Raw genomic sequence first — 26058 nt, forward strand, 5'->3', positions numbered from 1 at the left:
GCGCATGGTCTGGCTGGGGGGCTGGTTAAAAGAAATCATTTTTGTAGTCTTGCTAGCTGTATTTGTAGACCTCTTACTTCCTAATCGATCTTTTGAGCGCTATGTAAAATTAGTCGTAAGTCTTCTCATTCTGCTGACCCTGTTATCTCCCGTTATCAAATTAGTGCATGGGGGAACATCTAAAGCTTTAGAGACAGCTCTATTTCAGTCCACAGATTCCATGTTAGCAAGTTCCGCGGATGGCGGGAGTACACAGCAGATTCTAAAGCAAGGCCAAGAATTACAACAAAAAAGAGAGCAAGATTCACTGGAGTGGGTAGGCGAAGAGGTAGCTCGAGAAATGAAGCAGCAGATTGAGAGTCAAAATCAAGTCTCAGTCGATAAAGTTGAAGTATCACTTGGCCTCCGCAAAACAGACGACAAGAAACTGGAACATCCCTTGAACTCTAGTATGCCGCAACCCACAACTGACAAACCTGTTATTTCCAAAGTAGTGATATATCTAAATGGGGCATCCTTGGAACAAAAAAGTACATCGCTGGAACAAAACAAGGCATCCTCCAATTCCATAGATTCAAAGTCAGATGCTAAAAGGAACAAGGAGGAAATATCGGTTCCTGCGATAAAAAGAGTAGAAGTCGATGTTACATCTGTAGCTCCAGTGGAGAGTAGCAAGGTAGAATCCGAGCATGCCCCTACCAAACAAGGGAGTGAGCAACAAGCTTCGGAAGCTATCAAAGACCACATTATAGAGCAACTTATAAATCAATGGGGAGTCCTACAACAACAGATTCAATTCGTAGATGAAGCACATGCTAAATAATAAAAATGCTAAATAAAGGAGGTGGCGTTCGTGCCTAATTGGATGAAGAAAATGGAGCAGTGGCTTGGTAAAGGGCCAGATGGATCGAAGAAAATAAATGCTTTTCGCTTGTTACTGATCGTTGGCCTCATTGGAGTTGCTTTTATGCTATTTAACTCGTTCGTCAATGTAAAGAAAATAGAGACGGGAGGAGCTGGAAGAGAACCTCCACAATCTACAGCCGCACACGCGGTCAGTGGGGAGATACCCGCCTCCGGGGAGGATGCTTTTGAGGGGATTGAAGGCACGCTGGAGAATAAGACCAAAGGGATATTAGAGAAGATTGTAGGGGTCGGTCCAGTAGATGTCATGGTAACTGTAGATTCAACGGAGGAAGTTGTCGTTCAGCGTAACACCAAAGATGCCCAAGAACAGACAGATGAGACCGATTCGGGTGGAGGCAAACGTCACATTACCCAGTACACGCGCGATGGGGAGATTGTTACACTAGACGTTTCTGGGGATAAGCAGCCTCTTGTTACCAAGCGCATTAAGCCTAAGATTCGAGGGGTGCTTGTAGTCGCCCGGGGGGTCGAGAATCCCGTAGTTAAGCAGCTTATTGTAGATGCCGTGGAAAAAGGGCTGAATGTAGCCTCCTATCAAATCTCGGTCGTGCCTAGAAAACAGTCTCAGTAACTTTTAATCGAAAATACAGGAGGAATTCAAATGAAATCCAATAGACAAACAATTTGGCTCGTCTCCATGCTTAGCCTGATGGTCATCCTTTCTGCCTACTATTTATTCACAGAAGATTCAGGACCTACAGCCAAGACGCCTAGGATGGCGGATGGTCAGCAAGTGATGAATCAGGATGCGAATACGACAAAGACTACAGCACTTAATACGAAGAATAACGATGTCATTGCAACCGAAATCACGGATAGTAAAGATACGACTTCAACAGACAGCAAGGTTACAGATAATAAAAAAGATACAGCTTCCACAACAGAAGATTCTTCTTTAACAGCAACAGATCCAAGCAAGGATAAAGCGACAAAAGAAACCACTAAGGACAGTTCCAAAGACACTACTTCGACAACAACGACGGATCCTAGCCAGCAAGATGAAGAAGTGCTGAAGAAGATCGAAGCCCAGGGCGCAGCAGCAACGGATAACATTAAGAACTATCAATATGAGCGTCAGGAAAAGAACAACAAGCTCTCAGACAAATTGACGCAGACGATTGCTGATCAATCCAAGCCTCTTGATGAGAGTGCTAAAGCTCAGAATGATCTGGCGGCTCTCTCCGATAAAGAAGCCAAAATCGAAGATATCGAATTGAAGCTAAAAGAACAGTTCTCTGATGCTGTAGTTACGGAAGATAATAATCAGTACACGGTTGTTGTAGTTAGTGATAAGCTTGAGGCAAAACAAGCGGTATCCATATTAGATCTAGTAATTAAAGATCTGGGTGTAACTCAAGACAAAGTCAAAGTCCAATATGTGAAGCAATAAAACGCTTTGAAGGAATATATGAACCCTAGTAAATGGATGTAAAAAAAGGGAAAGCCCCGGGCCAGCTTGGGGCTCTTTCCATTTCCGTCTATTATGATATAATACATAAAGTTATGTTCAAGATTGGCCAAAGCTTGATTGTCAAGAAGCTGAAGGAGTGAAATGAGTCTATGTTCAAATTAAATGAAATTAAAGAGCTTATTAAATTGGTTGATTCTACGTCCATTCATGAACTCGAGATTGAGAATGAAGGGACTAGACTTGCGATTCGCAAACCAGGCAAGACGGAGATTGTACAAGTTCAATCCGCATCGCCTTCTGTATCGTATATCCCATCCCCTACACCTCAAGCGGTTGTTGAGCACGAATCCCCAACGGGATCTGCGCAGACTGCCCCATCTTCACAAGAGGCGGCTACCATCCCTAATAACTTACATACGATTGTCTCTCCTATGGTGGGCACGTTCTACAGTTCCTCTTCTCCTGAGAAACCTCCCTATATCAGTTCAGGGGATAAGGTTCATGAGAAAACAACGGTCTGTATCATCGAAGCTATGAAGCTGATGAATGAGCTGGAAGCTGAGATCAAAGGTGAGATCGTGGAGATTTTAGTAGAGAACGGTCAACTTGTTGAATATGGTCAACCGCTCTTTTTAGTGAAACCAGAGTGATCTTTATAGCGAAGCGGGCAGCGTCCGCAACCTTTAAGTACCCAAGGAGGATGCAGTCATGAAATTTCATAAAATACTGATTGCGAACCGCGGAGAGATCGCAGTTCGCATTATAAGAGCATGCCGTGAACTGGGAATTCAATCCGTGGCGGTCTATTCGGAAGCCGATAAGGATTCTCTTCATGTACGACTTGCTGATGAAGCGTATTGTATTGGACCCACTTTATCCAAAGATAGCTATTTAAATATTACAAATATTATGAGTGTAGCCACGCTGACTGAATGCGATGCTATCCACCCCGGATATGGCTTTCTTGCAGAGAATGCTGATTTCGCTGAAATTTGTGGATCATGTAATATTACGTTTATCGGTCCTTCCCCAGAAGCCATTACGAAGATGGGCGACAAGGCTGTTGCGAAGCTCACAATGAAAGCTGCGAATGTGCCTGTTATTCCAGGCTCGGATGGATTGGTAGAAGATTTGGACGAAGCCATCATGGTAGCACGAGATATTGGTTATCCCGTTATTATCAAAGCTACCGCAGGTGGCGGAGGTAAGGGGATTCGGATTGCTGAGAATGAAGATGAGCTGATTCAGCAAATTACTACGGCACAACAAGAAGCTCAAAAAGCTTTTGGTAACGCGGGTGTATATCTGGAGAAGTATCTCACAGGCATGAAGCATGTGGAGATTCAAATCATAGGCGATCGTCATGGGAATACCGTTTATTTAGGAGAACGCGATTGTTCGGTTCAACGTCGCCGTCAAAAGCTGGTAGAAGAAGCTCCTTGCCCTATCCTATCTCCTGAGAAACGCCAAGAAATGGGTGAAGCTGCGGTTCGAGCGGCTCAGGCTGTTCAATATTCTGGCGCTGGAACACTAGAGTTCCTTCTAAGCCCAGATGGGCAGTTCTATTTCATGGAGATGAACACAAGAATTCAAGTGGAACATCCTGTTACCGAGATGGTGACGGGTATCGATCTCATTCAAGAGATGATCTCTGTATCTGAAGGGAACCTTCTTTCGTTCTCCCAAGCAGATGTAGTAATCAACGGTTGGTCTATTGAATGCCGAGTGAATGCCGAAGATCCTCTACGTAATTTTATGCCTTCCCCAGGGAAGATTGGTTTTTATCTGGCACCCGGAGGTCCTGGTGTTCGAGTGGACAGTGCAGCCTATCCAGGATATACAATTTCACCATACTATGACTCTATGATTGCCAAGTTAATTGTGTGGGCTCCTACGCGGAATGAAGCGATTGCCAAAATGAAACGAGCATTGTCTGAATTTGTAGTTGAGGGTATTCATACCACTATCTCTTTCCATCAAAAATTGCTGGAACATCCTGTTTTTATTCAAGGAGATTTCGATATTAAATTTTTGGAAGAACATGAGATTTAAGAACTTCGGGATGGTTTGTCATAATGAAACTGAAATGATATAGTATTTATAATAAGTGCGCCTGTCTTCTGTACTGGACACCGCCAACTTATTGAGAGGTGGATAATACGACAATGAGTACTTTCCCTACAGAATTCGAAAGAACGGATATCGGAGAAATACAAATTGCACCTGAGGTGATTGAAGTCATTGCAGGTCTGGCAGCGGTTGAAGTGTCAGGTGTTGCAGGTATGAGTGGCGGATTTGCTGGAGGGATTGCTGAACTATTAGGACGTAAGAACTTGTCCAAAGGCGTAAAAGTCGAAGTAGGACAGCTAGAAGCTGCTGTAGATGTATCCGTTATTGTTGAATATGGCAATCGCCTTCCTGAGGTAGCCACTGAAATCCAGCGTAATGTAAAGCGTTCCATTGAAACGATGACCGGGCTGACTGTAATTGAAGTCAACGTGCATATTCATGACGTAATCTTCAAGACAGCCGAGAGAATCGAAGACACGGAACTGAGCCACAGGGTGAAATAAGGAACGCAGCGACGAACCCCTGACGATCAGCGTCAGGGGTTTACTATAATGTAAGGTGGGTGCAAAGTTCTGTGGCTAAAATTTTAGACAGATTTCTGCTTTTTATCTACAGTTTGAGTATTGGTATCCTCTCAGTCATTACCATTTTGCTAGTTACCGGAGTTGTTCCTCTGCGTATTGAGAACAGTAGTGATGAGAGACTCGCATTTATTATCACCGTATCTGTAGCGGCAGTGCTCTTTTTGCTTAGTGTTCGTTTCTTCTATATTTCCATTCGCAGAGACCGAGCTTCTCTGCCATCCATTGATCAGCGGACAGAGTTTGGAGACATTCAAATTTCGGTAGAGACGATTGAGAATTTGAGTCTGAAGGCAGCTTCTCGGGTGAGAGGCGTAAAAGATGTGAAGACAAGGATCAAAATTTCTGAATCCGGACTACACATTACGATACGAGCATTAGTAGATGGGGAGAGCTCTATTCCTACCCTGACAGAAGAAGTTCAACGTCAGGTTCACGATCACATCGAAGAAATTACCGGGATACCGGTCTCCTTCGTATCCGTCTACATTGCTAATGTAGTCCAGTCATCTACAGTCAAAAGCCGGGTTGAATAGAGGTGGATTCCAGAGTGTTGTGGAGACAAATTTGGGAGAGTTATAAGGGACGTTTGCTCGGTCTTGCGACAGCTCTGCTGCTGATACCGATTTATCTTATGTTCGGATTTTGGAATATGCTTTTCTGTGCGCTTCTTTTGTTTGTGGGATATAGTATCGGCAAACATAAAGATCTCAGTCAAGAACCCCTAGTTCCTTGGAACACACTTCGGGAATGGCTGAATGCGCGCTGGCGCCCTTTTAAATGATTCCTGTGATATGCTTTCTCCGAAAAAAGAGCTTGCGCTTGAATTTGCCTGTTTTTTTGTGGAGAAAGGATATCACAGGTTTTTTTATGTCAAAAGTCATGCACACTATAACTACACAAAAATAACATATCACTCTTAAGTATTGAAGAACTTAGAGTGCTCAGAGGATAACCTCGAGGAGGACATACATGAAAAGAAGATTAGCTAGAGAAATTGCCGTACAGAGTCTGTATCAAATGGAAATGAACGAAGTGGAAGCTCAGGACGCGGTGACGATGCTAATTGCTGAAGCTGGGGAAGAAAATGAAAGTGAAGTACGTCTTGGCGATATGGACGGTACGACCGATTTCGTTCTGGAACTTGTGCAGGGAGCATGGGCACGCAAAGCTGAAATTGATCACCTACTTAGCGATTATTTGAAAGGGTGGCAGATTAGTCGATTGTCTCGAGTAGATCGTCAAGTGCTTCGTCTGGCTACATACGAAATGATCTATCGTGAAGATGCGCCTTCTAAAGTTATTGTCAATGAGGCCATTGAGCTAGCTAAGCACTTTGGTACTGTAGAATCAGGCAAGTTCGTAAATGGCGTACTGGGTAAAATGATTCAAGATATTGAACAATTAAAAACGGCAGCATCAAACAAATAAATAGAGAAAAGGGAGAGGGAGAGCATCATGACAGCACCAATTATTAGCGGGAAACAAGTTGCAGAGGATATCCGTAAGGATCTGCGTTTGGAAGTGGAACAATTGAGTAAGGCCGGATTAACACCTGGACTTGCAGTTGTCATTGTAGGCGAAGATCCAGCTTCACAAGTCTATGTCAAACATAAAGAAAAAGCTTGCCATGAGCTTGGTTACTATTCGGAAGTGCATCGTCTTTCGGGTTCATCTACTCAAGAAGAACTGTTGTCCTTAGTGGACAAGCTTAACCATCAAAACAATATTCATGGCATTTTAGTTCAGCTTCCTTTGCCAAAGCATATGGACGAGAAAAAGGTCATCAATGCGATTGAAGTCTCCAAAGACGTGGATGGATTTCATCCCGTTAACGTGGGGAATTTAGTTATTGGAGATGATAGTCTGCTCCCTTGTACACCTGCTGGTGTTATTGAACTTATTAAGCGTACAGGCCTTGAAATTTCAGGTAAGCACGCGGTTGTCATTGGACGAAGCAATATTGTAGGAAAGCCCGTATCCTTGCTTCTGCAGCGAGAGAACGCTACGGTAACTATGTGTCACTCCCGCACACAGAATATGAAAGAACTTACGCAGCTTGCGGATATTTTAGTGGTCGGAATCGGGAAAGCTAATTTTGTAGATGCTTCGTTTGTCAAACCAGGAGCTGTAGTTATCGATGTGGGTGTGAACCGACTGGATAACGGCAAACTGGCTGGAGATGTTGATTTTGAGAGCGTGAAGCAGGTATCGGGTCCGATTACACCCGTACCAGGTGGTGTGGGGCCGATGACGATTACCATGCTAATGCAGAATACGTTACTTGCAGCGAAGCGTCTTACTGGCATTCAAGCGAACTAATTTTATAATTAAGGGGGTTTCCCCGTGGAGCAGCGCATTCTTTCAATTAAAGATCTCAATCGTTATATTCGTATGAAAATGGATTCGGACACTTTGTTATCTGATGTATGGATTCGCGGAGAAATCTCGAATTTCACCCATCATTCCAGTGGTCATATGTACTTTACTCTGAAGGATAAAGATAGCCGGATTAAGAGCATTATGTTCGCTTCTCACAATGCTCGGCTTCCGTTTATCCCCAAAGAAGGAACGCGCGTCATCGCCAAAGGAAATGTAAGCGTATATGAACGGGACGGAGCTTATCAATTCTATGCCACGCATATGCAACCAGACGGGGTAGGTAGTCTCTACTTAGCATATGAGCAGTTAAAGAAGAAGCTTGAGGGCGAGGGATTGTTTGATACAGATCGCAAAAAAATACTCCCCAGGTTCCCAAAAGTAATCGGAGTCATTACTTCTCCAACGGGCGCCGCGGTGCGTGATATCGTTACGACGCTACAGCGCAGGTATCCTCAGGTTGCTATTTTGGTTCATCCTGTAGTAGTGCAGGGGAAGCAAGCAGCACCCGCCATCGTCAGCGCAATTCGCATGCTCAACCTGATGGACGAAGCCGATGTTCTAATTGTCGGACGCGGCGGAGGATCATTGGAGGAGCTGTGGTCATTCAATGAAGAAATGGTCGCTAGAGCGATTGCGGAGTCGGACATCCCTGTCATTTCGGCCATAGGCCATGAGACGGATTTCACGATTGCAGACTTCGTGGCCGACCTAAGAGCGGCTACGCCGACGGCCGCCGCAGAGCTGGCGGTGCCGCACCAGGCCGAGCTTGCGCAGCAGCTCGCCGAGCGTCAGCGTCAGCTCCAGCAGGGGCTGACGCACCGAATGAGCCGCGCACGCGAGCGGCTCATTCGCATGCAGCGCTCGCCGGTGCTACTGCACCCGCGGCGCAGCTTGCTCCAGCACGCGGAGCGGCTCGACATGCTGAAGCATCGTCTCGAGAGCCGCATGCATTCGCGTGCAACACTGACGGCCGAACGTCATGGCCGTCTGCATGCCCGGCTCCAGCGGTATCATCCGCAGGAGCAAATCATTCATGCGCGGCATCGCACGCATGATCGTACACGGCAGCTTCGCCAACACATGTCGGCTTTGCTGAAAGATCGCACGTCCAAGCTGCAAGCGGGCATTCGGCATTTAGATGCTTTAAGTCCTCTTAAGGTGATGAGCCGCGGGTATAGTCTCGTATATGATGAACAGGAGAAGCACTTAATAAAATCGCTTCATGATGTACAACCAGGAGACATGGTGAAAATTAAAGTGACAGATGGTTCGCTGGCATGTCAAGTATGGGGCATGCAGCGGGAAGGAGCCCAAGATGCCAAAGACACCGAGTAAACAACCGGAGATCAATTTCGAAGAAGCGATGAATCAGCTGGAGGACATTGTATCTCAATTGGAGCATGGAGATGTCCCTTTAGAAAAGGCGATCGATCTGTTCCAACGCGGTATGCAGCTTTCGCAGCTCTGTAGCCATAAGCTTGAACAAGTGGAACGCAAAATTGAGATGATCACCTTGGAAGATGGGGAGATTGTTAAGAAGCCATTTACTGCACCTCGTGAAGAAAGTGGTGACTTAAGTTGACTAGCAGGTTGTCTTTGCAACAATATATGGAAGAGGTAAATGCTGAGGTTTCAGACAGTCTTCAACATTATTTGCCTAAGGAGTGGAATGTTCCAGCTTCTCTGGATACAGCTATGAGTTATTCTCTAATGGCTGGAGGCAAACGGATTCGTCCGCTGTTCGTCATTGCTGCGGCGGAATCGCTGGGGGGAAGCCGAGAAGCTGCCTTGCCCGTCGCTTGCGCCGTAGAAATGGTGCACACCTATTCCCTCATTCATGATGATTTGCCTGCCCTAGATAATGATGATCTTCGCCGAGGAAAGCCTACGAATCATAAGGTGCATGGAGAAGCGACGGCTATTCTGGCGGGGGATGGATTGTTAACTCATGCCTTTTATAGTCTGACTCAAGCCACCACCAAGTTCCACGTGCCTGCTGAGGATACTCTAGCCATGGTCGAAGAACTATCCAAAATGGCCGGACCTCAAGGGATGGTTGGAGGTCAGATGGCGGATATGGAAGGGGAACAAGGGATCACAGACTTGAAACAATTGAAGTACATTCATTTGCACAAGACTGGAGATTTGATTGTGTTCTCTGTCAAAGCCGGAGGACGAATTGCTTCGGCTTCGTTAGAACAGCTTCATATACTGGAGACATTCGGACGCAGTCTGGGTCTTGCTTTCCAGATTCAAGATGATATCCTCGATCTCGTTGGGAATGAGGAAAAACTGGGTAAGCCTCTTCAGAGTGATCTCAAGATGCAAAAGGTAACCTATCCTTATTTCATCGGACTTGAACAATCTCGAGCTGAAGTAAAGCGGCTTACCCAACTTGCAAAAGAGGCTGTAAGTAGTGGGAAAATTCCCTATCCAGAACGTCTGCTTGAATTAGCTGATTTTCTGGTACATCGGGACCATTAAGATAACGCCTAGTCGTTCACTATGTGACGGCTTTGAGCAAATTATTGTAACGCTTACTTTTGTGGTATAATGCTACATAATATCAGGACATTTTTTGTCCACCACGACAAATCTAATGAAGGAAAGCGGGGAGTTCATGTGCTGCTTTCACAAATCAATGAACCCAAAGACCTAAAAAAATATTCCGTTGAAGAACTAACACCCATTGCGGCAGAAATTCGCCAATTTTTAATTGAGAAACTTTCGACCACAGGGGGGCATCTTGCACCTAATCTAGGGGTAGTAGAGTTAACGCTTGCTCTTCATTATCACTATAACAGCCCAGATGATAAATTCTTATTTGATGTGGGCCATCAAGCTTATGTTCACAAAATTCTTACGGGACGGATGGATAAGTTCGATACGTTGCGGAAGTATAAAGGGTTGTGCGGTTTCATTAAGCGCAACGAGAGTGAGCATGACGTATGGGAAGCAGGGCATAGCAGTACATCGTTATCGGCGGCGATGGGAATGGCGCTTGCTCGTGATTTTAAAGGGGACAACAATAAAGTTGTTGCAATTATTGGAGATGGTGCTCTAACTGGCGGTATGGCTTTTGAAGCGCTGAATCATATCGGACATGAGCAGAAAAACCTGATGGTTGTTCTGAACGATAATGAGATGTCCATTGCTCCTAACGTAGGGGCTATGCACAACTATTTAGGCAAGATTCGCTCAGACAAAACGTATTTACGTGCCAAAGATGAGTTGGAATTGCTTCTCAAAAAAATTCCCGCGATTGGCGACAAGTTGGCAAAGACGGCAGCTAATCTTAAAGATAGCTTAAAGTATATGGTAATGAATGGGGTATTGTTCGAAGAACTGGGCTTTACTTACTTGGGTCCTGTAGATGGTCATGACTTACCGAAATTGTTAGATACTTTCCGTCAGGCAGATAATGTGACAGGGCCTGTACTTGTTCATGTATTGACCACCAAAGGTAAAGGGTATACCCCTGCGGAGCAGGACTCCCACAAATGGCATGGAATCACGCCTTATAAAATGGAGTCGGGTCAAGTTCTTAAGGCTGTAGGCAATCCCATGTACACTGAAATTTTTGGTCAGACATTGATTGAACTTGCGGAGCAAGATGAACGGATCGTAGCTGTAACACCAGCTATGCCTGGGGGATCGGGTCTACTTAAGTTTGCGGATCGTTTCCCAACGCGAATGATTGATGTAGGGATCGCAGAGCAGCATGCAGCAACGATGTGTGCCGCGCTTGCGCTTGAAGGCATGAAGCCGGTATATGCGGTGTATTCTACTTTTATGCAGCGGGCTTATGATCAGATTGTGCATGATATTTGCCGCCAAAAGGCGAATGTGATTTTTGCAATTGATCGTGCAGGCTTTGTAGGTGCAGACGGAGAGACACATCAAGGTGTCTACGATATTGCCTTTATGCGTCATATCCCGAATATGGTATTGATGATGCCCAAGGATGAGAATGAACTCCGTCATATGATGAAGACTGCTCTTGAATATAATGAAGGCCCCATTGCCTATCGTTATCCGCGTGTGAATGTAGTCGGTGTACCAATGGACAAAGAACTTGTCTCTATTCCCATTGGAACATGGGAAAAGGTTCGCGAAGGCGAAGGCGTCGCAGTTCTTGCCGTAGGACCGATGGTTCAATTGGCAGAGGAAGCAGCAGATCAACTTAAGCGCGAAGGCGTTCAAGCTGCCGTGATTAACGCAAGATTCATGAAGCCACTGGATGAAGCTATGTTGACGGAGCTAGCAAGAACACATCAGAAGCTCGTGGTGATGGAAGAAGCTACACTTGCGGGCGGACTGGGAAGCGCAATTCTTGAATTTTATGCTAAGCAAGGTATCTCCGGCGTAGATATTCGATTGATGGGTATTCCAGATGAATTTATCGAGCACGGAAGTATTAAGGAACAACGTATGGAAGTGGGACTCACTACAGATGGCCTGATTGCTCAAATTCAGCAGCTTCGGGATGATCACCATTTTGCATATGGCAAAAAGACGCTGCCTTCATAGGCAGCCTCTTTTTTATCAAATTAGGTTAATACAGGAGATGACTATGTCCGTACCCAAGGAACGTATAGATGTCTTGCTTGTCGAGCAAGGCTTTTTTGAGAGCAGAGAGAAGGCGAAGGCAGCTATTATGGCTGGCTTGGTCTATAGTGAGACGGATCGATTGGAAAAGGCGGGTATGAAAATCCCCCGAGATACGGCCCTTACGGTCAAAGGAGCGATTCATCCTTATGTAAGCCGAGGTGGCTTGAAATTAAAGAAGGCGATTGATTTGTTTGGCTTGGATCTTGAAGGGAGAACCATGTTGGATATAGGTGCATCTACTGGCGGTTTTACGGATTGTGCACTTCAACATGGATCAAAATATGTGTATGCGATTGATGTGGGCTATAATCAGCTGGATTACTCTTTACGTACTGATGAACGGGTCAATGTGAAGGAACGGATGAACTTCCGTTATATGACTCCTCAAGATTTAGAGGGCCCAACCCCAGATTTTGCAAGCATCGACGTTTCTTTTATATCCTTAAAATTAATTCTTCCTCCCTTATTGCATCTATTGAAGAGACCGGCAGATATTGCCGCGCTGATTAAACCTCAGTTTGAGGCGGGACGAGCCAAAGTACCAAAAACAGGCGTCGTTAAGGACATTAAGGTGCATGAGGATGTGCTAACAGACATTTTGACTTTTTCTAACGAGCTGGGTCTTCGCATACAAGGACTCACGTTCTCACCCATTACGGGGGGCGAAGGCAACATCGAATTTTTAGTTCATTTACGCTTAGAAGATGAGGCACAAATACATGAAAAATGGTCCTTAGAGCGAATAACGGAGCTGGCTCACAATACGGCATCTCAGGCTTCACATACGTTTACGAACAAATCTTAATTGTTCATAAGTCGCTGTTACAGCGGCTTTTTTAATCTTTGTGATTTTGCATAAATCCTGTATAATGGGAACAGATGTTTTCGTGCTTATAGGTTGTTTTATACCGTGAAAAACATGAAAAAGGTCATCCCGCGCTGCCCGTCGAATAGACCAGTAGAGGTGATGTTATGGGAGATCAAGCCGATCGTTATATCATGATTGTACTCATCTTAGGCATCTTATTTGCACTTTATAGAGGTTGTATGTTTTGGCTCCGAAAGCCGATGTCTTTACGAACACATATGAGCTTTGAACTAAATGAAATTATTGAGGATCATCCTGCCGTAGATTTACTTATAGAAGCTGGATATACAGTAATTAGCGGGAAGTTAAGGGTTCCTCTTACCTTTCGTATGAATCATACTCGATTGAATAGTCGTTTATTTATTGATTATGTGGTGACTCAAGGGGACGAAATATATCTTGTCAAAACATCGCGGCCCCGCTTGCATGTGGAATGGACGGGAATATGGCTGAGAAAAGAATGGTTGCCCTATTTGCTTTTATATCCCGACTGTGCAGGTTTAATATATATTGATGCCGAGCATAGTGAGATTAAGGTCATTACGCTCGACAGTGACGAAATAGAAGAATAAGACGCATGTAATGCGTTGATGGAGGATTTTATGAAGGGTCAAAGACATATAAAAATTCGCGAAATTATAACAGGTCAGGATATCGAGACACAGGATGAGCTAGTGGAGGCATTACGTAGTTCTGGTTTTCAAGTGACGCAAGCCACCGTCTCCCGTGACATTAAGGAACTTTTTCTCATTAAAGTTCCCATGGATGACGGAAAATATAAATATTCTATGCCCTCGGACCAAAGACACAATCCGGTTCAAAAATTAAAGCGCTATTTAGTGGATAGCTTTGTACATATAGACCATGCCGGGAATCTGGTCGTTATGAAATGCCTTCCAGGCACCGCGAATTCAGTGGCTGTACTCATCGATAATATGGAATGGTCTGAGGTACTTGGAACCATTTGTGGAGACGATACGATCCTTATTATTTGTCGTACAGAGGACTATAGCCGATCCATCATTGAACGTGTGATGAATTATATCTCGTAATAGCTTATAACGGAGGTGCCGTGTATGTTAGTTCACTTGTCGATCCGAAATTTGGCGGTGGTAGAAGCCGTAGATGTCTCCTTTTACTCAGGATTCCATGTGTTGACTGGAGAGACGGGAGCGGGGAAATCAATTATAATCGATGCCCTTGGATTTATTGCGGGAGGAAGAGGTTCTGCGGACTTGATTCGTTACGGGTGTGACAAAGCCGAGATTGAGGCGAGTTTTGATCTAAAGAATGGACATCCTGTATGGCAGACACTTGCTAATCTAGGTATAGGCGGAAATGCATCTGAATCTTTAATTATACGCCGCGAAATCAGCGCCCAAGGGAAAAGTACATCACGAATTAATGGACAACTGGTCAATTTAACCATGTTACGTGAAGTGGGCGATCAGCTCATTAACATTCATGGTCAGCACGAGCACCAGACTTTATTGAGGCCAGAACGTCATTTGCATTTGCTCGATGCCTTCGGATCACATGAACTAGCACCACTAAAAAAAGCTTATCAAGAAATCTATGCTGACTTTGTTAAAGTAGAAAAAGAATGGAATGAGATCCAGAAGTCTAGTCGTCAGACATTCCAGATGCTTGATATGTATCGGTACCAGTTGGATGAAATCGCCGCGGCACAATTAATCTCTGGGGAAGATGAATTACTTTCCGGAGAAAAGGTCAAGCTATCCCATAGTGAGAAAATGCTGGGTTCAATTTCAGATGCATATGAACTTATGAATGGTGCGCAAGGACTCGAGACTATTGCAAAAGCCATATCCCGTTTTGAAGAAGTGGCGTCTTATGATAGTACAGGCATTCAACCCATTTTAGATCAATTACAGTCTGCTTATTTCCAACTTGAAGATGCTTCGTTTGCAATTCGCAATTATAGGGAAAGTATTGAAGTCAATCCGGATCGCCTTGGAGAGGTAGAGGATCGCTTGAATCTGATTAACACGCTTCGCCGCAAGTATGGGGAGAGCATTGATCGAATACTGGCTTACTACGAACAGATTCGGCTTGAGACAGATACATTAGAGAACAAAGATGAGATCATGGATAAGCTAAAAGTGAAACGGGAAACCCTTTTACAAAAGCTTCTGAAGCAAGGCGAGCAACTTAGCGCGGCTCGTCAGCGTTGTGCTGATGATTTGGCGCTGCAAATGGAATCAGAACTTAGAGATTTGCAAATGGGTAGAACTTCGCTAAAAGTGAAGCTTGGCCGGATGGAAGATCCAACTGGAGTAGAATGGAAAGGCAAGCGCATTCGGGTCGGAAAGCAAGGACTGGATACCGCCGAATTTTTAATCTCACCTAACCCTGGTGAGCCGTTGCGTCCCCTAAGTAAAATCGCTTCTGGTGGGGAATTATCTCGAATGATGCTCGCACTGAAGAGTATTTTTTCTCAGCATGATGAAGTGCCTGTTCTTATCTTCGATGAGGTGGATACCGGTGTTAGTGGACGTGCAGCACAGTCGATTGCAGATAAATTGTACAAGTTGTCGGAGTCTTGCCAAATCTTCTCGATTACCCATTTGCCCCAGGTCGCTTGTATGGCGGATCGACAGTATCTTATCGAGAAAGTGGTATCCGATGGACGAACGATGACTCTCGTTGAATCCTTGTCTGATGAGGGGCGAATTGTGGAGCTCGCGCGTATGCTTGGTGGTGTAGAGATCACAGAGAAGACGCTTCATCACGCCCAAGAAATGCTTGGCTTGGCAGCTGCTCAAAAAGCGTAATACATTGTGTTAGATTCTACGGTTGGCGTAATGATTGACAGTAATAAAAGGCCATCTGGGGGGTATCTTAAAGGTACGCAATTGGCGACCACCTTTTCGTCAAGCGAAAGAAGCTAAAGGGAGCGTGACAGCCATTGAATCCGAACCTCAGGAAGCGCCTGCTTGGCCTTTTTCTTGCCTTTTTCTTTTGCTTTTTGGGCACAGCAGCGGCAGGAGGGCTTAACCACTCCTTCTTTCCTAATGAACTTCGATTATTTGCAGGTGAAATTAAGCAACTTCATGTAGCACTCCCGGTTCAGACTCAAATCAGTATAGATCGCCCCGATATTGTACAGTTTGATGGAACAAGCGCAACTACAGTACCTGTATCTTCTCATCATCCAGTTATGTTGCAATCCCATGGGATCGGTGAAGCACATCTTCATATGAAATTATTCGGTCAAATTCCTTTTAAAACAGTAAAAGTTAATGTGATGCCTGACTTGAAAGTTATTCCCGGGGGACAGACGATTGGTGTAAAGTTGAAATCATCTGGTATTTTGGTGGTGGGACATCATCTGGTCAATACTAGAGCGAATACCAAGATCTCTCCTGGTGAAAAGGCAGGTTTAGAGTTAGGGGATCGTATTACGCATTTAAATGGGACTGAACTCAAAGACGTTAAAGATGTTGCATCCCTTGTAGAACAGGCGGGGAAAAATAAGCAGGCCTTAGACGTAACTTACAAGCGCGGAGAACGAAGTTTTACTACGAGATTATCCCCTGTATTTGATGAACAGGATAAGATTTGGAGATTGGGTCTGTATATTAGAGACTCGGCAGCAGGCGTCGGGACGCTTACCTTTTTTGCACCACAACAAGGTGTGTATGGAGCTTTAGGTCATGTTATTACAGATATGAACACTCAGACTCCAATTGTTGTAGGTAGCGGTCAAATTGTGGAATCCAGTGTAACCTCCATTTCAAAGAGCGAAAATGGGGAGCCCGGCGAGAAACGTGCTCATTTTATTAAAGAAGGCAAAATCTTAGGTAACATTGAGCAAAATACCCAGTTTGGAATTTTTGGTAAAATGCCGTTGAATCCAGACCATAGTGTATATGGAGATCCTATTCCTGTCGCTTTTGCAGAAGAAGTGAAGGAAGGACCCGCAGAGATTTTAACGGTAGTTAGTGGACAGAAAGTGGAGAAATACTCGATAGAAATTGTTCATGTTACTACACAAGATGCACCAGAAACTAAAGGGATGGTTATTCGAATTACAGATCCCAGATTGGTGTCCAAAACAGGTGGTATTGTACAAGGGATGAGCGGAAGCCCTATCATACAGAATGGCAAGTTAATTGGTGCAGTGACACATGTTTTCGTGAATGATCCTAAATCGGGGTATGGTTGTTTCATTGAATGGATGTTACAAGATGCAGGGGTTTTGTTAAAGTCGGGAACAAGAAACCTTAAGGCGAGCTAGTCGCCTTAAGGTTTTTTTGTCGAATTACATATAATAGTAGCGCTTATTGCAATTAAATAATTAATTATAAATCAACCCAGAAAAAAAATAAAGAAAAATAATATTCGACAGAAGGTATTCATTTATTGATGTCGAAACCATATATTAGGACAAAAAGAGCCTTACGACAAACTAATCAAACAATCTGAAGGAGGATACACACATTGCAAAAGATTGAAGTACTGTTGGCGGATGATAATCGGGAATTTACAAATTTATTGGCGGAATACATTTCTGGGCAAGATGATATGATCGTATCAGGCATTGCTTATAATGGTGAGGAAGCTATTCAGATGCTGGAAGGATCCAATGATTTACCGGATGTACTGATTCTAGATATCATTATGCCGCATTTAGATGGATTAGGTGTGTTAGAACGCTTGCGGGAGCTCAATCTAAATCCTCAACCGAAGATTATTATGTTAACGGCTTTCGGACAAGAAAACATTACACAGCGTGCAGTTCAGCTTGGGGCTTCGTATTACATACTCAAGCCTTTTGATATGGAAGTGCTTGCGAACCGTATTCGTCAACTCGTTGGCGCTCCAACTTCACATTCATCTGTGGGGCAGATTGTTTCTTCCTCATCCGCTGTATTCAGATCTAACAATGTAGTGCCACTGGGCAAAGGAAAAAATTTGGATGCTAATATTACTTCAATCATACATGAAATCGGTGTTCCTGCGCATATTAAAGGATATCAGTACTTAAGGGAAGCCATTACGATGGTGTATAATAATATCGAAATTTTAGGAGCTATTACAAAAACTCTATATCCTGCCATTGCAGAAAAATTTAAAACAACGCCTTCCCGCGTTGAACGCGCCATCCGCCATGCTATCGAGGTTGCGTGGACACGTGGTAACATCGACAGCATCTCGCATCTGTTCGGCTACACGATTAACATAAGCAAGTCTAAGCCAACTAACAGCGAGTTCATCGCAATGGTGGCCGACAAGCTGCGGATTGAGCATAAGGTAAGCTAGACGTAGGCGTGTCGTGTGTTTATCGTGTGTGGCAAAACGTATGTTCACGTTAATTTGTCCGCTCGTTGCACGGAGATTCCGATAAACTTTAGCGCTCGATACCCTTAAACTTTTCGCAATAGTTAAGTTCCTTTTCGCAAACTTATTGGACCGTTTAGCTACGTGAATGGTACCTCATTTATATTAATTTAGCAATGCTAACGCTCAGTCCTTCGGGATTGGGCGTTATTCTTTTTTGCGTAGAAAGTGTGCGGAGGATAGGAATGAACCGATTAGCGAAAGTATTTACGTACGGACCCTCAGAGGTAAGGGCGGTGATGATCGAATGAGAACCGTGGTTTATCGCAAAGGATGTCTGCGCTATTTTGGAGCATTCAGACGTTAACATGGCGGTCCGACGTCTTGATGATGACGAAAAGCTGGTACAAGCACTCTTTGTATCAGGTCAAACTCTGCAAGTAGTCACGGTGAACGAATTCGGACTCTACTCGCTTATACTAACTTCTCGCAAGCCCGAGGCGCGCGCCTTTAAACGTTGGATCACGCACGAAGTAATCCCGTCAATCCGGCGAAACGGCATGTACGCAACTGATACCCTATTGGACGATCCAGATCTCCTACTCAAGACGGTGACAAGATTAACGGAAGAACGCTGCGCACGCCTCGCCGCAGAAGCGAAGAGTCAGCGTCCAGCATCAATAACCGCAGATTCTGCGTTAATGGACCGCTTGACTGACGTCGTACTGTACGATGAGATAACGGACCCGAATCCGTACTAGACCGCTCACGCGGAATACCCGTTTATGTCCGAGCGCCAACTTGATTTACGTAGGGATCGGGAAGCGTCCGCAAGTGCAGCCAAGTCGCACGGTTCAGACGGTAAGAATTATCGCGAGCTGACGCGTAGGAAGCGGACGAGGTACGAGAATTATTGCGTTGATAAGAACGCACAAAGGTCGGCGCAATATAAACGGGATACGGCGACGGATCCGGTATTACGCAGGATGAGCTAGCCGTTTATGCAATGCATCGGATTTGGGCGTAGGTGGGCGGAAGGAATGGGCGCTATAGACGAGGGGATCGTTGAGCAGGCGGAGGAGGTTGCGCTTCTTGATGCGGCCAGCCAACTCGATATAAGGGACCGATACACAGCGGAGTATGCTGGGCAAGAATTTTGCCTTTTGTGCCGGGAGCCTGTTAATCGGCCGCTAAAGCGTCGGCGGATCAGAAGAGATATTCAATGGATCAATTTAAAAAGGCCCTGCTAGCACATAGCCAGCGGGGCTCTATTTAATTGATAGTTCCTATTGTATTAATTAATTGATTAGTTATATCTACATTACCTGGATCTTTAGATAGCTCCTTAATTTGAATTTTCAGCTTGTTTAGCTGGTCTTCGGTCATTTTATAAGTTGAATTATCAATATTAAGTAGAGCTGATTCAAGTAAATTTGCTACTGACGAAATCCCTGCCTGCGAGTTTTCAAAGCTACTTAATGGAGCCAGCGCCCTCATATGAGAAGCAGCTTGTATTATAACGTTTATGCTTGATGGGAAGGTGTTGATATCTACTTTCGATAATTTATGGTCTAATTCACTAATACTTGACGTCAAACTGTCATCAATCTTTAATTGCAAATTTTTTGCCTTATGTTGATTTTGGAAAGCCATAATTAAAGATACAATCGCAATGATAAGCAAGCCTAATATAATATATTTATAGCTTTTAACCATAGATAACCACCTCAATTATAAAGCAAAAGGTCACAGGGACCTTAGCTTTATTGAACTTTATAAGTAAATTGACAGAATGTATTAACGTCAATAAACCTGTCACTAAAGGACACTCCTAAACTCCCACCTAAAGGTAGAGTAACACCTGGAGTAAACGTTATCTGTGTTTGTTGGTGACGATAGTACCCTTTAGTATCATAAAGAGCGCCGACATTCCAATTATCACCTTGTCTGGGAAGAACTGTAACACTTATATAAGCACGCTCATTTTGTTTTTGGCGAAAAGAATCGAAAATATTAAATGAAGCAGCTACTCGTCCAATATCATACACTATGTCTGCTGAATTGTCTGTATAGGGGTCCCATTTTGAATATGTTCCATCCCAAAATTCAGCTTTATGAGAAAAACTAACGGTCCCTTTTTTAATGCCCACATCTTGGTTTACGCCTAAAGCTAATATATCCAATTTTTTATTGCTGGCTTCTTTAAGCCAAGTTGCATAATTAGAGATTGTACCATTATTTGTATAATAGGTCATATTTGTTTCTAACCGTAACCAGTCAGTAACTTTTACATCAGAATCCGAAATTGCAAAAGGACTAATTAATTCTTCATTTTTTTTGGCTAGTTCAACTTCGGCCAAAGCTTGTTCTTTCGTAATTTTAGTAATAACCGGCTTACTCTCCTCTTCCAAGGTTTTCAACATTTTTCCATTACTCGAATTTTCTTGTTCATACTCTATTCTAAAATATTCTTCCTTGTTCGTGCTAACAACTGGGCGTTGAGAGGAAAACTTTTTTAAATCCTTATCTGTCAGATCATGAGCAAATTCTTTGGATATTTCATAAGTCTTGATAACATATTGTTCTTGTTCTTCCCTGGATGACAGCACACTAGTTTCTTTAGCAGACGTCAAACCTGGAAATACCATACAAAACATTAATGGGGATACTCGGGATCCCACGACACCAACTCTTTTTGCATATAGCTTAAGCATTTTCGCAAATGTATCTCCGTAATATCGTTCTCCAAATTGTGTTAACCAAAGAAAGTCGTTTTACTATAAGTCCATGTAAGAGATCAGTTTTTCTATTTCTTTAATAGTGCGCTGGGAAAGCGGGACGATTCGGGTAGTCCTCGTCTTGGCGATCTCAGCGCGGATAGTTACCTGACGGAGTTTAAAATCTATGTCGGACACGAGGAGACTCGTCATCTCCTTAATCCGTAGCCCGCCATCAATTAGGACTAGCATCATACAAAAATCGCGCCGGCCAGTATATACGCGTAGATTCGGCGAACCTAACAATTTTGTCACTTCTTCATCCGTGAATATTTCGAAAGTTTCCTTGTTCTGTATTTGATAATTTACCGCGTTCATGGGTGAGTGAGAAATGATGCGTTCCTTCATTAAATAGTTTAAAAAAATACGCATGTTTCGTATTACGTTATTGACTGTTCTGGCAGATAGCCCACACCCACCATTTGGACTAGTAGGGTAGTCGTCCCACCGTATCTTTTCAGACGTGAGATATCCGATGTATTTACGTAATATCTCTGATGAAATTTCTTTCTCACCTGTATCAACGAACCACTTTCGAAATTGTTCGAGAACTTGAAAGTAAGCACTTATGGTTTTTGGTGAGCGTTTCTCAATACGCTTAGAATCAATGAAGTGCGTAATTTGCTTTTCTAAATCAATTTTAACGGGGCGGTTTCCTTTTGAAACAAATGCGAATTTCGGTTGTTTTGGCGGCAATTTATCCGCGCCTCCTTTAGCGATAAAGTTTCGCTAAACGTTCCGATAAAGGTGCGCAAAGTTTGTTGCAATAACGAATTGTTCACGTCTAATTTTCCGCATCGTTGTGCGATTTCGACCGTTACCAACCAATCCGGGATCAACAGCGAGTTCATCGCGATGGTGGCCGACAAGCTGCGGATTGAGCATAAGGTAAGCTAGACGATTCCATTTGCTCAGAGTAATTCCATATAGTTAACAAAAAAACGCAAAGCCCTCAGAATCGCCGAGGATTTGCGTTTTTTTATACTCGTTTATCTTCATATGTTAGATTATCCAGATCAACTATTAACTGTATAACCTACTTTGACCTAATCCTGTTTTAACAATGTTGAGAAGAAGTTCGAGGGGGAGACGAGACTTCTTTATTTAATTTATAAATGATTAGTAATCAAGACGACTTGTGATATATCCGGATACATGCCATGTGTTCGTACTATTATAAAACTTGAAATAATTGCCGACGGGTTGGTTAAGCCCATACACGGTGCCAGGAATGGCGGAAGCGACCTTCACATTATTTTTATAAATATCATACTTGCCATAAATTTGATCCACGGTAGTCGATCCCAGACTGACTAGACGGAACTCAAAACGATCGCTTCCTACTTCCGCGATGGCGTTGAAGAACGCCTGATTGCCTGAGGCTAGAGGGACTTCAGTCCAACTTGCTATGGCGTTACCACTGGTCGAGGTTAACCAGTTGCCGGTCGTTCCATCCAATACATACAAAGGCTTCTGTGAGAAAATACCATGAACATAGGTAGTGGGTGCCGCAGAGCTACTTAAATTCCCCCCTAATAAGAAAATAGCAAACAGTAGTACAAGAGAAGCAGCTAATCTTTTTTTCATGCTTCACACTCCTTCAGATTGGATAATTCCCCCTAATGGGAGCTTATGTTAAGCGCTCTAGTTTATACATGAAAATGAAATTAGGTCATTGTTCCTAGGCCAAGAAGGAATCAGATTAGAGAAGTCGAATTACTCTAAATAGCATACAAATTTTAGGAGGATGCTAGGTGAGGGGGAAAGAGAATTACGTGAAGTATGATGTGGTTGAAGTTAGATACAAGAAAGATAGAAAATTGATTAAATAAGAGGAGTTTTTTTGGGATGAGAAAAAAATTATCCATATTATTTTTGACTATCGTTTTCATATGCTGCTTTACTTGGATAAAAGCCTCAGCGGTACCTTTAAATACAGGTGCCTTGTTCGTCATCAAGCAAAATGGCAAATATGGTTTCATAGATTCAAGTGGCAAGGTGAGAATTAAACCTCAGTTTGATTATGCCAGAGACTTCAAGGAAAATCGTGCATTGGTCGGTAAGCTAGTGGATAAGCAATTAAAAGTGGGCTTTATTGATGAACAAGGAAAACTAGTCATCCCTTATACATATGAGAAAGTAGACGATTTTAACGAAGGCATGGCAGCGGTGCTTATGTATTCTGATGGCATAGTGAAGACAAAGTACATAGATAAATATGGAAAAGAGCCCTTTTCTATGGGGCCCTACGTTTCGGAAGGTTTCACTAATGGAAGAGCTGTAATTATAAGCAATTATAAAGAAATGTTACTTGGTAAAAAAGGGAAAGCAAAAGTAGGAATCATGGATAATACAGGTAAAATTATTGTTGAGCCTCAGTATGAATACTCTTTGTCTGTGAATAATCTGGTTTTCGATGAAGGTTTGTCCCCGGTAAAAGTAGGAGATCAATATGGTTATTTGAATAAAGAGGGTGCTCTTGCTATTAAGTCACAATTTACTAATGCTGAACCATTCAAACATGGTATTGCCGCGGTCGAAGACGAGGAAGGTAAATGGGGGTATATTGACACCGTTGGCCATTATGTTATTCAATCTCAATATGATAAGGCTTATTCCTTTCAAGAAGGTCTAGCTCCAGTGATGAACGTGATGAATGGTGAAGAATTATGGGGCTTTATCGATAAGAATGGGAAGTATATCATTCCCACGAAGTATAAAGATGTATCATCTTTTTCTGAAGGTCTAGCTCCAGTGATGGAAGAGGTGAATGGTGAAGAAAGGTGGGGCTTTATTGATAAAAAAGGAAAATACATCATTCCTGCGAAGTATAAAAATGTATCACCTTTTTCTGAAGGACTAGCCTCGGTAACCTTAGAAAATGCGGAAGGAAACAATATAGAGGGTTATATCGACGCCAAAGGAACTATAGTTATTAAGCCGCAATATAATTTTGCAGATTCATTCCGTAACGGAATAGCAAGTGTAATAATTAGCGATGATCCGGATGGTTTGAATCCTATGTACACAAAATATGGTTATATTAACAAGTTAGGTAAATATATATGGAAACCAACTAAATAAAATGAACTTCGGTTGCATCAAAAAAGAGTCCTGCATGATATGGCACATTCGCCTGTTCAAGTAAGACTCTTTTTGCGCAGCATAAATGAGTTATTTTTATGTATAATGATTTGGCTTTTCTGATTTCTTTGTATCAGTTGCATTCAGCAATAGAACCTTTCTATAACTACATAGAGGGCATTTATAACTAAGCAGATCAGGAAAATGATAAAGTAAAATTATAAATCCTATTTAATAGGTAAGTTTTATCGGTTTAAAAGATATTGAATTTAAGAGATCATGATCTAAATAAAATATTTTAGTATTAAGAGATCATATCGATTATTAGACTTGGAAGCAGGTGAGTCTTAATGGAAAAGATACAGCTTAGTATTTTGGACCAAAGTCCTGTGTATGCTGGAGAGACACCAGAGGAAGCTTTGATCCATACGATTCAATTGGCACGTCAGGCGGAACAGTGGGGATATAAGAGATTCTGGGTGTCAGAACATCATAATACGAAGCAGTTGGCTGGTTCATCTCCAGAAGTGCTGATATCCTTTTTACTGGCGCAGACTTCTAAAATAAGAATTGGCTCCGGTGGTATTATGCTTCAACATTATAGCCCATATAAGGTAGCAGAGAACTTCAACTTGTTATCATCGCTTGCTCCAGGACGTGTAGATCTTGGCATTGGACGCGCGCCAGGGGGATTTCCGAAGTCCACACAGGCATTACAAAAGGGAGTTGCTAAGCAAGTTCCTCTGGAAGAAAAATTAACTGAATTGCAGAAATATGTACAAAGTCCTCTTCAAGGTGCAGAAGAGCTGCACGCTACCCCTGTTCCAGCTGTATCTGCTGAACTTTATTTGCTAGGTACAAGTAGCGGGAGTGCAGAGTTAGCCGCAGAACAGGGACTACCTTATGTATTTGCCCATTTTATTAACAGTGATCCTCTCATTGCTGCACAAGCTATAGAGCGGTATCGAGAGCAATTTAATCGAACTAAAGGACAGGAGCCGAGAGTAATATTAGCTTTGTCCTTAGTTGCAGCAGAAACGGATGACGAAGCTGAGCATTTGGTCGAGAAGTTTCTGAATGTTAAAGTATTTCTTGGGGATGGTAAGTCTGTAAATCTAACCACAATTGAATCTGCTGAAGAATTCGGTCAGCAATCAGGTCAAAGCTATACGATTGAGGCCAAAGAAGCCTTATTCATTCGGGGGTCGAAGGAGACCATACGCAAGCAACTTCTTAGTTTGCAACAGCAGTATAACGTGGACGAATTCATAATAACTGCCCCCGTTCGAAGTTTCTCAGCTAAATGGCGCTCCTATGAGCTTATTCAGGAGGCTTTTGCAGAACAACCCGTTTGAGGTGTATGCTGGAACTCATACTGGAAGGAGAAGATTTCAAAATGACAGAAGCAATAGATGTGCTCATCATTCGTGATGCAGAGGAGCGTGACCAGCCACGTATAGAGGCATTGGTGGTAGAATCCTACAGCCAGTATGAGCATGGGATGGAAGCAGAGCGATGGAAGCAATATATCGATTCAATAAGAGATTCCGTATATAAAGAAGGGCCTACCGCTAGAATTATCGCCGAGTTGAATGGTGATATTGTGGGAAGTTTACTGGTATTCGATTCCTCCGATGTGGCATATGGCAATCCGGATCTTAATATCCACTCACCAATCATAAGGTTACTGGCTACATCCCCAAGGGCTAGGGGTAAAGGCATTGCAACGCAATTGATTCAGGAGACGGCAAGAAGAGCCCTTCTAACGGGAGCGGAGTCCATTCATTTGCATACGTCTGATCTTATGGCACCGGCGATAAGACTATATGAGTACCTTGGGTTTGAACGGGTCACGGATAAAGAAATGCAAAATGGTGAAGTGCTTGTAAAATGTTATCGATTAGATTTGAATCGTGAACAGGCCTGGGTTACTTCCTGATACCTCTGTAATATTCTTGTCATAAGCATCTAGTCGCTTCGCTCTATGCGGGCGGCTTTTTTTGATTTTATCCATTTAGAATGAGCTTTGGATCTGGAGAATAA

General features: G+C 43.3%; 28 protein-coding genes and 1 pseudogene. 25 read left to right on the top strand and 4 right to left on the bottom strand.

Annotated elements, in window-relative coordinates:
• The first annotated feature begins 4 nt into the window (after window positions 1-4).
• From spoIIIAF to J2Z69_RS19080, 22 genes and pseudogenes are all read left to right on the top strand, one after another.
• Entirely contained in the window at window positions 5-823 is an 819-nt protein-coding gene (gene spoIIIAF / locus J2Z69_RS02245) for a stage III sporulation protein AF (RefSeq protein ID WP_209858755.1), read from the top strand.
• A 30-nt stretch (window positions 824-853) separates the two neighbouring features.
• On the top strand, window positions 854-1498 hold the full coding sequence (spoIIIAG, locus tag J2Z69_RS02250) for a stage III sporulation protein AG (protein ID WP_209858757.1): 645 nt from the start codon (window positions 854-856) through the stop codon (window positions 1496-1498).
• Window positions 1499-1528: 30 nt separating this feature from the next.
• Window positions 1529-2317, top strand: coding sequence for a SpoIIIAH-like family protein (locus tag J2Z69_RS02255; RefSeq protein ID WP_209858759.1), 789 nt, complete (start codon window positions 1529-1531; stop codon window positions 2315-2317).
• 170 nt (window positions 2318-2487) lie between these two features.
• Complete coding sequence (accB, locus tag J2Z69_RS02260; protein ID WP_209858761.1) at window positions 2488-2988, top strand: acetyl-CoA carboxylase biotin carboxyl carrier protein; 501 nt, start codon at window positions 2488-2490, stop codon at window positions 2986-2988.
• 58 nt (window positions 2989-3046) lie between these two features.
• Window positions 3047-4390 (top strand): acetyl-CoA carboxylase biotin carboxylase subunit, encoded by a 1344-nt coding sequence (gene accC / locus J2Z69_RS02265; protein ID WP_209858763.1) that lies wholly within the window; start codon window positions 3047-3049, stop codon window positions 4388-4390.
• A 113-nt stretch (window positions 4391-4503) separates the two neighbouring features.
• On the top strand, window positions 4504-4911 hold the full coding sequence (locus J2Z69_RS02270) for an Asp23/Gls24 family envelope stress response protein (RefSeq protein WP_209858765.1): 408 nt from the start codon (window positions 4504-4506) through the stop codon (window positions 4909-4911).
• Between the two features lie 71 nt (window positions 4912-4982).
• The gene (gene amaP / locus J2Z69_RS02275) at window positions 4983-5525 is read left to right on the top strand and encodes an alkaline shock response membrane anchor protein AmaP (RefSeq protein ID WP_209858767.1); all 543 of its coding nucleotides are present in this window, start codon (window positions 4983-4985) and stop codon (window positions 5523-5525) included.
• Window positions 5526-5539: 14 nt separating this feature from the next.
• Window positions 5540-5773, top strand: coding sequence for a DUF2273 domain-containing protein (locus tag J2Z69_RS02280; protein WP_209858769.1), 234 nt, complete (start codon window positions 5540-5542; stop codon window positions 5771-5773).
• A 188-nt stretch (window positions 5774-5961) separates the two neighbouring features.
• A complete protein-coding gene (gene nusB, locus J2Z69_RS02285) occupies window positions 5962-6420 on the top strand; it encodes a transcription antitermination factor NusB (RefSeq protein ID WP_209858771.1) in 459 nt (152 codons plus the stop codon).
• A 27-nt stretch (window positions 6421-6447) separates the two neighbouring features.
• Entirely contained in the window at window positions 6448-7311 is an 864-nt protein-coding gene (gene folD / locus J2Z69_RS02290) for a bifunctional methylenetetrahydrofolate dehydrogenase/methenyltetrahydrofolate cyclohydrolase FolD (RefSeq protein ID WP_209858774.1), read from the top strand.
• A 72-nt stretch (window positions 7312-7383) separates the two neighbouring features.
• On the top strand, window positions 7384-8706 hold the full coding sequence (gene xseA / locus J2Z69_RS02295; RefSeq protein ID WP_245339002.1) for an exodeoxyribonuclease VII large subunit: 1323 nt from the start codon (window positions 7384-7386) through the stop codon (window positions 8704-8706).
• A complete protein-coding gene (xseB, locus tag J2Z69_RS02300) occupies window positions 8687-8953 on the top strand; it encodes an exodeoxyribonuclease VII small subunit (protein ID WP_209858777.1) in 267 nt (88 codons plus the stop codon). The genes xseA and xseB overlap by 20 nt, the downstream gene beginning before the upstream one ends.
• Window positions 8950-9855: a polyprenyl synthetase family protein gene (locus J2Z69_RS02305; protein ID WP_245338918.1), complete on the top strand. Its 906-nt coding sequence runs from the start codon at window positions 8950-8952 to the stop codon at window positions 9853-9855. The genes xseB and J2Z69_RS02305 overlap by 4 nt, the downstream gene beginning before the upstream one ends.
• Before the next feature lie 138 nt (window positions 9856-9993).
• The gene (gene dxs / locus J2Z69_RS02310) at window positions 9994-11901 is read left to right on the top strand and encodes a 1-deoxy-D-xylulose-5-phosphate synthase (protein ID WP_209858779.1); all 1908 of its coding nucleotides are present in this window, start codon (window positions 9994-9996) and stop codon (window positions 11899-11901) included.
• Between the two features lie 43 nt (window positions 11902-11944).
• Window positions 11945-12787 (top strand): TlyA family RNA methyltransferase, encoded by an 843-nt coding sequence (locus J2Z69_RS02315; RefSeq protein ID WP_209858781.1) that lies wholly within the window; start codon window positions 11945-11947, stop codon window positions 12785-12787.
• Window positions 12788-12954: 167 nt separating this feature from the next.
• Window positions 12955-13422: a hypothetical protein gene (locus J2Z69_RS02320; RefSeq protein WP_209858783.1), complete on the top strand. Its 468-nt coding sequence runs from the start codon at window positions 12955-12957 to the stop codon at window positions 13420-13422.
• A gap of 30 nt (window positions 13423-13452) precedes the next feature.
• Window positions 13453-13902, top strand: coding sequence for a transcriptional regulator AhrC/ArgR (gene ahrC / locus J2Z69_RS02325; protein ID WP_209858785.1), 450 nt, complete (start codon window positions 13453-13455; stop codon window positions 13900-13902).
• A 24-nt stretch (window positions 13903-13926) separates the two neighbouring features.
• On the top strand, window positions 13927-15645 hold the full coding sequence (gene recN, locus J2Z69_RS02330) for a DNA repair protein RecN (RefSeq protein ID WP_209858787.1): 1719 nt from the start codon (window positions 13927-13929) through the stop codon (window positions 15643-15645).
• Between the two features lie 134 nt (window positions 15646-15779).
• Window positions 15780-17111, top strand: coding sequence for a SpoIVB peptidase (gene spoIVB, locus J2Z69_RS02335; RefSeq protein ID WP_209858789.1), 1332 nt, complete (start codon window positions 15780-15782; stop codon window positions 17109-17111).
• Window positions 17112-17314: 203 nt separating this feature from the next.
• A complete protein-coding gene (gene spo0A / locus J2Z69_RS02340) occupies window positions 17315-18136 on the top strand; it encodes a sporulation transcription factor Spo0A (protein ID WP_209858792.1) in 822 nt (273 codons plus the stop codon).
• 341 nt (window positions 18137-18477) lie between these two features.
• Window positions 18478-18684: pseudogene (locus tag J2Z69_RS19445) on the top strand (BRO-N domain-containing protein); the annotation flags it as partial.
• A 30-nt stretch (window positions 18685-18714) separates the two neighbouring features.
• Window positions 18715-18915 (top strand): hypothetical protein, encoded by a 201-nt coding sequence (locus tag J2Z69_RS19080; RefSeq protein WP_245338920.1) that lies wholly within the window; start codon window positions 18715-18717, stop codon window positions 18913-18915.
• Window positions 18916-19426: 511 nt separating this feature from the next.
• Here the strand turns inward: J2Z69_RS19080 and J2Z69_RS02350 are convergent.
• The 4 genes from J2Z69_RS02350 to J2Z69_RS02360 form a co-directional block, all read right to left on the bottom strand.
• On the bottom strand, window positions 19427-19870 hold the full coding sequence (locus J2Z69_RS02350) for a hypothetical protein (protein WP_209858796.1): 444 nt from the start codon (window positions 19868-19870) through the stop codon (window positions 19427-19429).
• Between the two features lie 47 nt (window positions 19871-19917).
• Window positions 19918-20802 (bottom strand): hypothetical protein, encoded by an 885-nt coding sequence (locus J2Z69_RS19085; protein WP_245338921.1) that lies wholly within the window; start codon window positions 20800-20802, stop codon window positions 19918-19920.
• 129 nt (window positions 20803-20931) lie between these two features.
• Window positions 20932-21627 carry a tyrosine-type recombinase/integrase gene (locus J2Z69_RS19090; RefSeq protein WP_245338922.1) on the bottom strand — a complete coding sequence of 232 codons (696 nt, stop codon included), beginning with the start codon at window positions 21625-21627 and terminating at the stop codon, window positions 20932-20934.
• Between the two features lie 423 nt (window positions 21628-22050).
• Window positions 22051-22518: a hypothetical protein gene (locus tag J2Z69_RS02360; protein WP_209858798.1), complete on the bottom strand. Its 468-nt coding sequence runs from the start codon at window positions 22516-22518 to the stop codon at window positions 22051-22053.
• 261 nt (window positions 22519-22779) lie between these two features.
• Here J2Z69_RS02360 and J2Z69_RS02365 point away from each other — a divergent pair, with 261 nt between their 5' ends.
• The 3 genes from J2Z69_RS02365 (at window position 22780) to J2Z69_RS02375 (ending at window position 25954) form a co-directional block, all read left to right on the top strand.
• Window positions 22780-24015: a WG repeat-containing protein gene (locus tag J2Z69_RS02365; RefSeq protein ID WP_209858801.1), complete on the top strand. Its 1236-nt coding sequence runs from the start codon at window positions 22780-22782 to the stop codon at window positions 24013-24015.
• Between the two features lie 350 nt (window positions 24016-24365).
• Window positions 24366-25370: an LLM class flavin-dependent oxidoreductase gene (locus J2Z69_RS02370; protein ID WP_209858802.1), complete on the top strand. Its 1005-nt coding sequence runs from the start codon at window positions 24366-24368 to the stop codon at window positions 25368-25370.
• 41 nt (window positions 25371-25411) lie between these two features.
• Complete coding sequence (locus J2Z69_RS02375; protein WP_209858803.1) at window positions 25412-25954, top strand: GNAT family N-acetyltransferase; 543 nt, start codon at window positions 25412-25414, stop codon at window positions 25952-25954.
• Window positions 25955-26058: the final 104 nt, after the last annotated feature.

The organism is Paenibacillus shirakamiensis (assembly GCF_017874255.1).
GTDB lineage: Bacteria > Bacillota > Bacilli > Paenibacillales > Paenibacillaceae > Fontibacillus > Fontibacillus shirakamiensis.

What these genes read in the sequence shown, in the direction of transcription:
- spoIIIAF (WP_209858755.1), top strand. Translation starts at nt 5, where the DNA reads ATGGTCTGGCTGGGGGGCTGGTTAAAAGAAATCATTTTTGTAGTCTTG.
- J2Z69_RS02350 (WP_209858796.1), bottom strand. Translation starts at nt 19,870, where the DNA reads ATGGTTAAAAGCTATAAATATATTATATTAGGCTTGCTTATCATTGCG.
- xseB (WP_209858777.1), top strand. Translation starts at nt 8,687, where the DNA reads ATGCCAAAGACACCGAGTAAACAACCGGAGATCAATTTCGAAGAAGCG.
- accC (WP_209858763.1), top strand. Translation starts at nt 3,047, where the DNA reads ATGAAATTTCATAAAATACTGATTGCGAACCGCGGAGAGATCGCAGTT.
- xseA (WP_245339002.1), top strand. Translation starts at nt 7,384, where the DNA reads ATGAAAATGGATTCGGACACTTTGTTATCTGATGTATGGATTCGCGGA.
- J2Z69_RS02375 (WP_209858803.1), top strand. Translation starts at nt 25,412, where the DNA reads ATGACAGAAGCAATAGATGTGCTCATCATTCGTGATGCAGAGGAGCGT.
- J2Z69_RS02270 (WP_209858765.1), top strand. Translation starts at nt 4,504, where the DNA reads ATGAGTACTTTCCCTACAGAATTCGAAAGAACGGATATCGGAGAAATA.
- nusB (WP_209858771.1), top strand. Translation starts at nt 5,962, where the DNA reads ATGAAAAGAAGATTAGCTAGAGAAATTGCCGTACAGAGTCTGTATCAA.
- ahrC (WP_209858785.1), top strand. Translation starts at nt 13,453, where the DNA reads ATGAAGGGTCAAAGACATATAAAAATTCGCGAAATTATAACAGGTCAG.
- J2Z69_RS02365 (WP_209858801.1), top strand. Translation starts at nt 22,780, where the DNA reads ATGAGAAAAAAATTATCCATATTATTTTTGACTATCGTTTTCATATGC.
- J2Z69_RS02360 (WP_209858798.1), bottom strand. Translation starts at nt 22,518, where the DNA reads ATGAAAAAAAGATTAGCTGCTTCTCTTGTACTACTGTTTGCTATTTTC.
- folD (WP_209858774.1), top strand. Translation starts at nt 6,448, where the DNA reads ATGACAGCACCAATTATTAGCGGGAAACAAGTTGCAGAGGATATCCGT.
- J2Z69_RS02370 (WP_209858802.1), top strand. Translation starts at nt 24,366, where the DNA reads ATGGAAAAGATACAGCTTAGTATTTTGGACCAAAGTCCTGTGTATGCT.
- J2Z69_RS02320 (WP_209858783.1), top strand. Translation starts at nt 12,955, where the DNA reads ATGGGAGATCAAGCCGATCGTTATATCATGATTGTACTCATCTTAGGC.
- J2Z69_RS19080 (WP_245338920.1), top strand. Translation starts at nt 18,715, where the DNA reads ATGTACGCAACTGATACCCTATTGGACGATCCAGATCTCCTACTCAAG.
- recN (WP_209858787.1), top strand. Translation starts at nt 13,927, where the DNA reads ATGTTAGTTCACTTGTCGATCCGAAATTTGGCGGTGGTAGAAGCCGTA.
- J2Z69_RS19085 (WP_245338921.1), bottom strand. Translation starts at nt 20,802, where the DNA reads ATGGTATTTCCAGGTTTGACGTCTGCTAAAGAAACTAGTGTGCTGTCA.
- J2Z69_RS02315 (WP_209858781.1), top strand. Translation starts at nt 11,945, where the DNA reads ATGTCCGTACCCAAGGAACGTATAGATGTCTTGCTTGTCGAGCAAGGC.
- accB (WP_209858761.1), top strand. Translation starts at nt 2,488, where the DNA reads ATGTTCAAATTAAATGAAATTAAAGAGCTTATTAAATTGGTTGATTCT.
- J2Z69_RS02255 (WP_209858759.1), top strand. Translation starts at nt 1,529, where the DNA reads ATGAAATCCAATAGACAAACAATTTGGCTCGTCTCCATGCTTAGCCTG.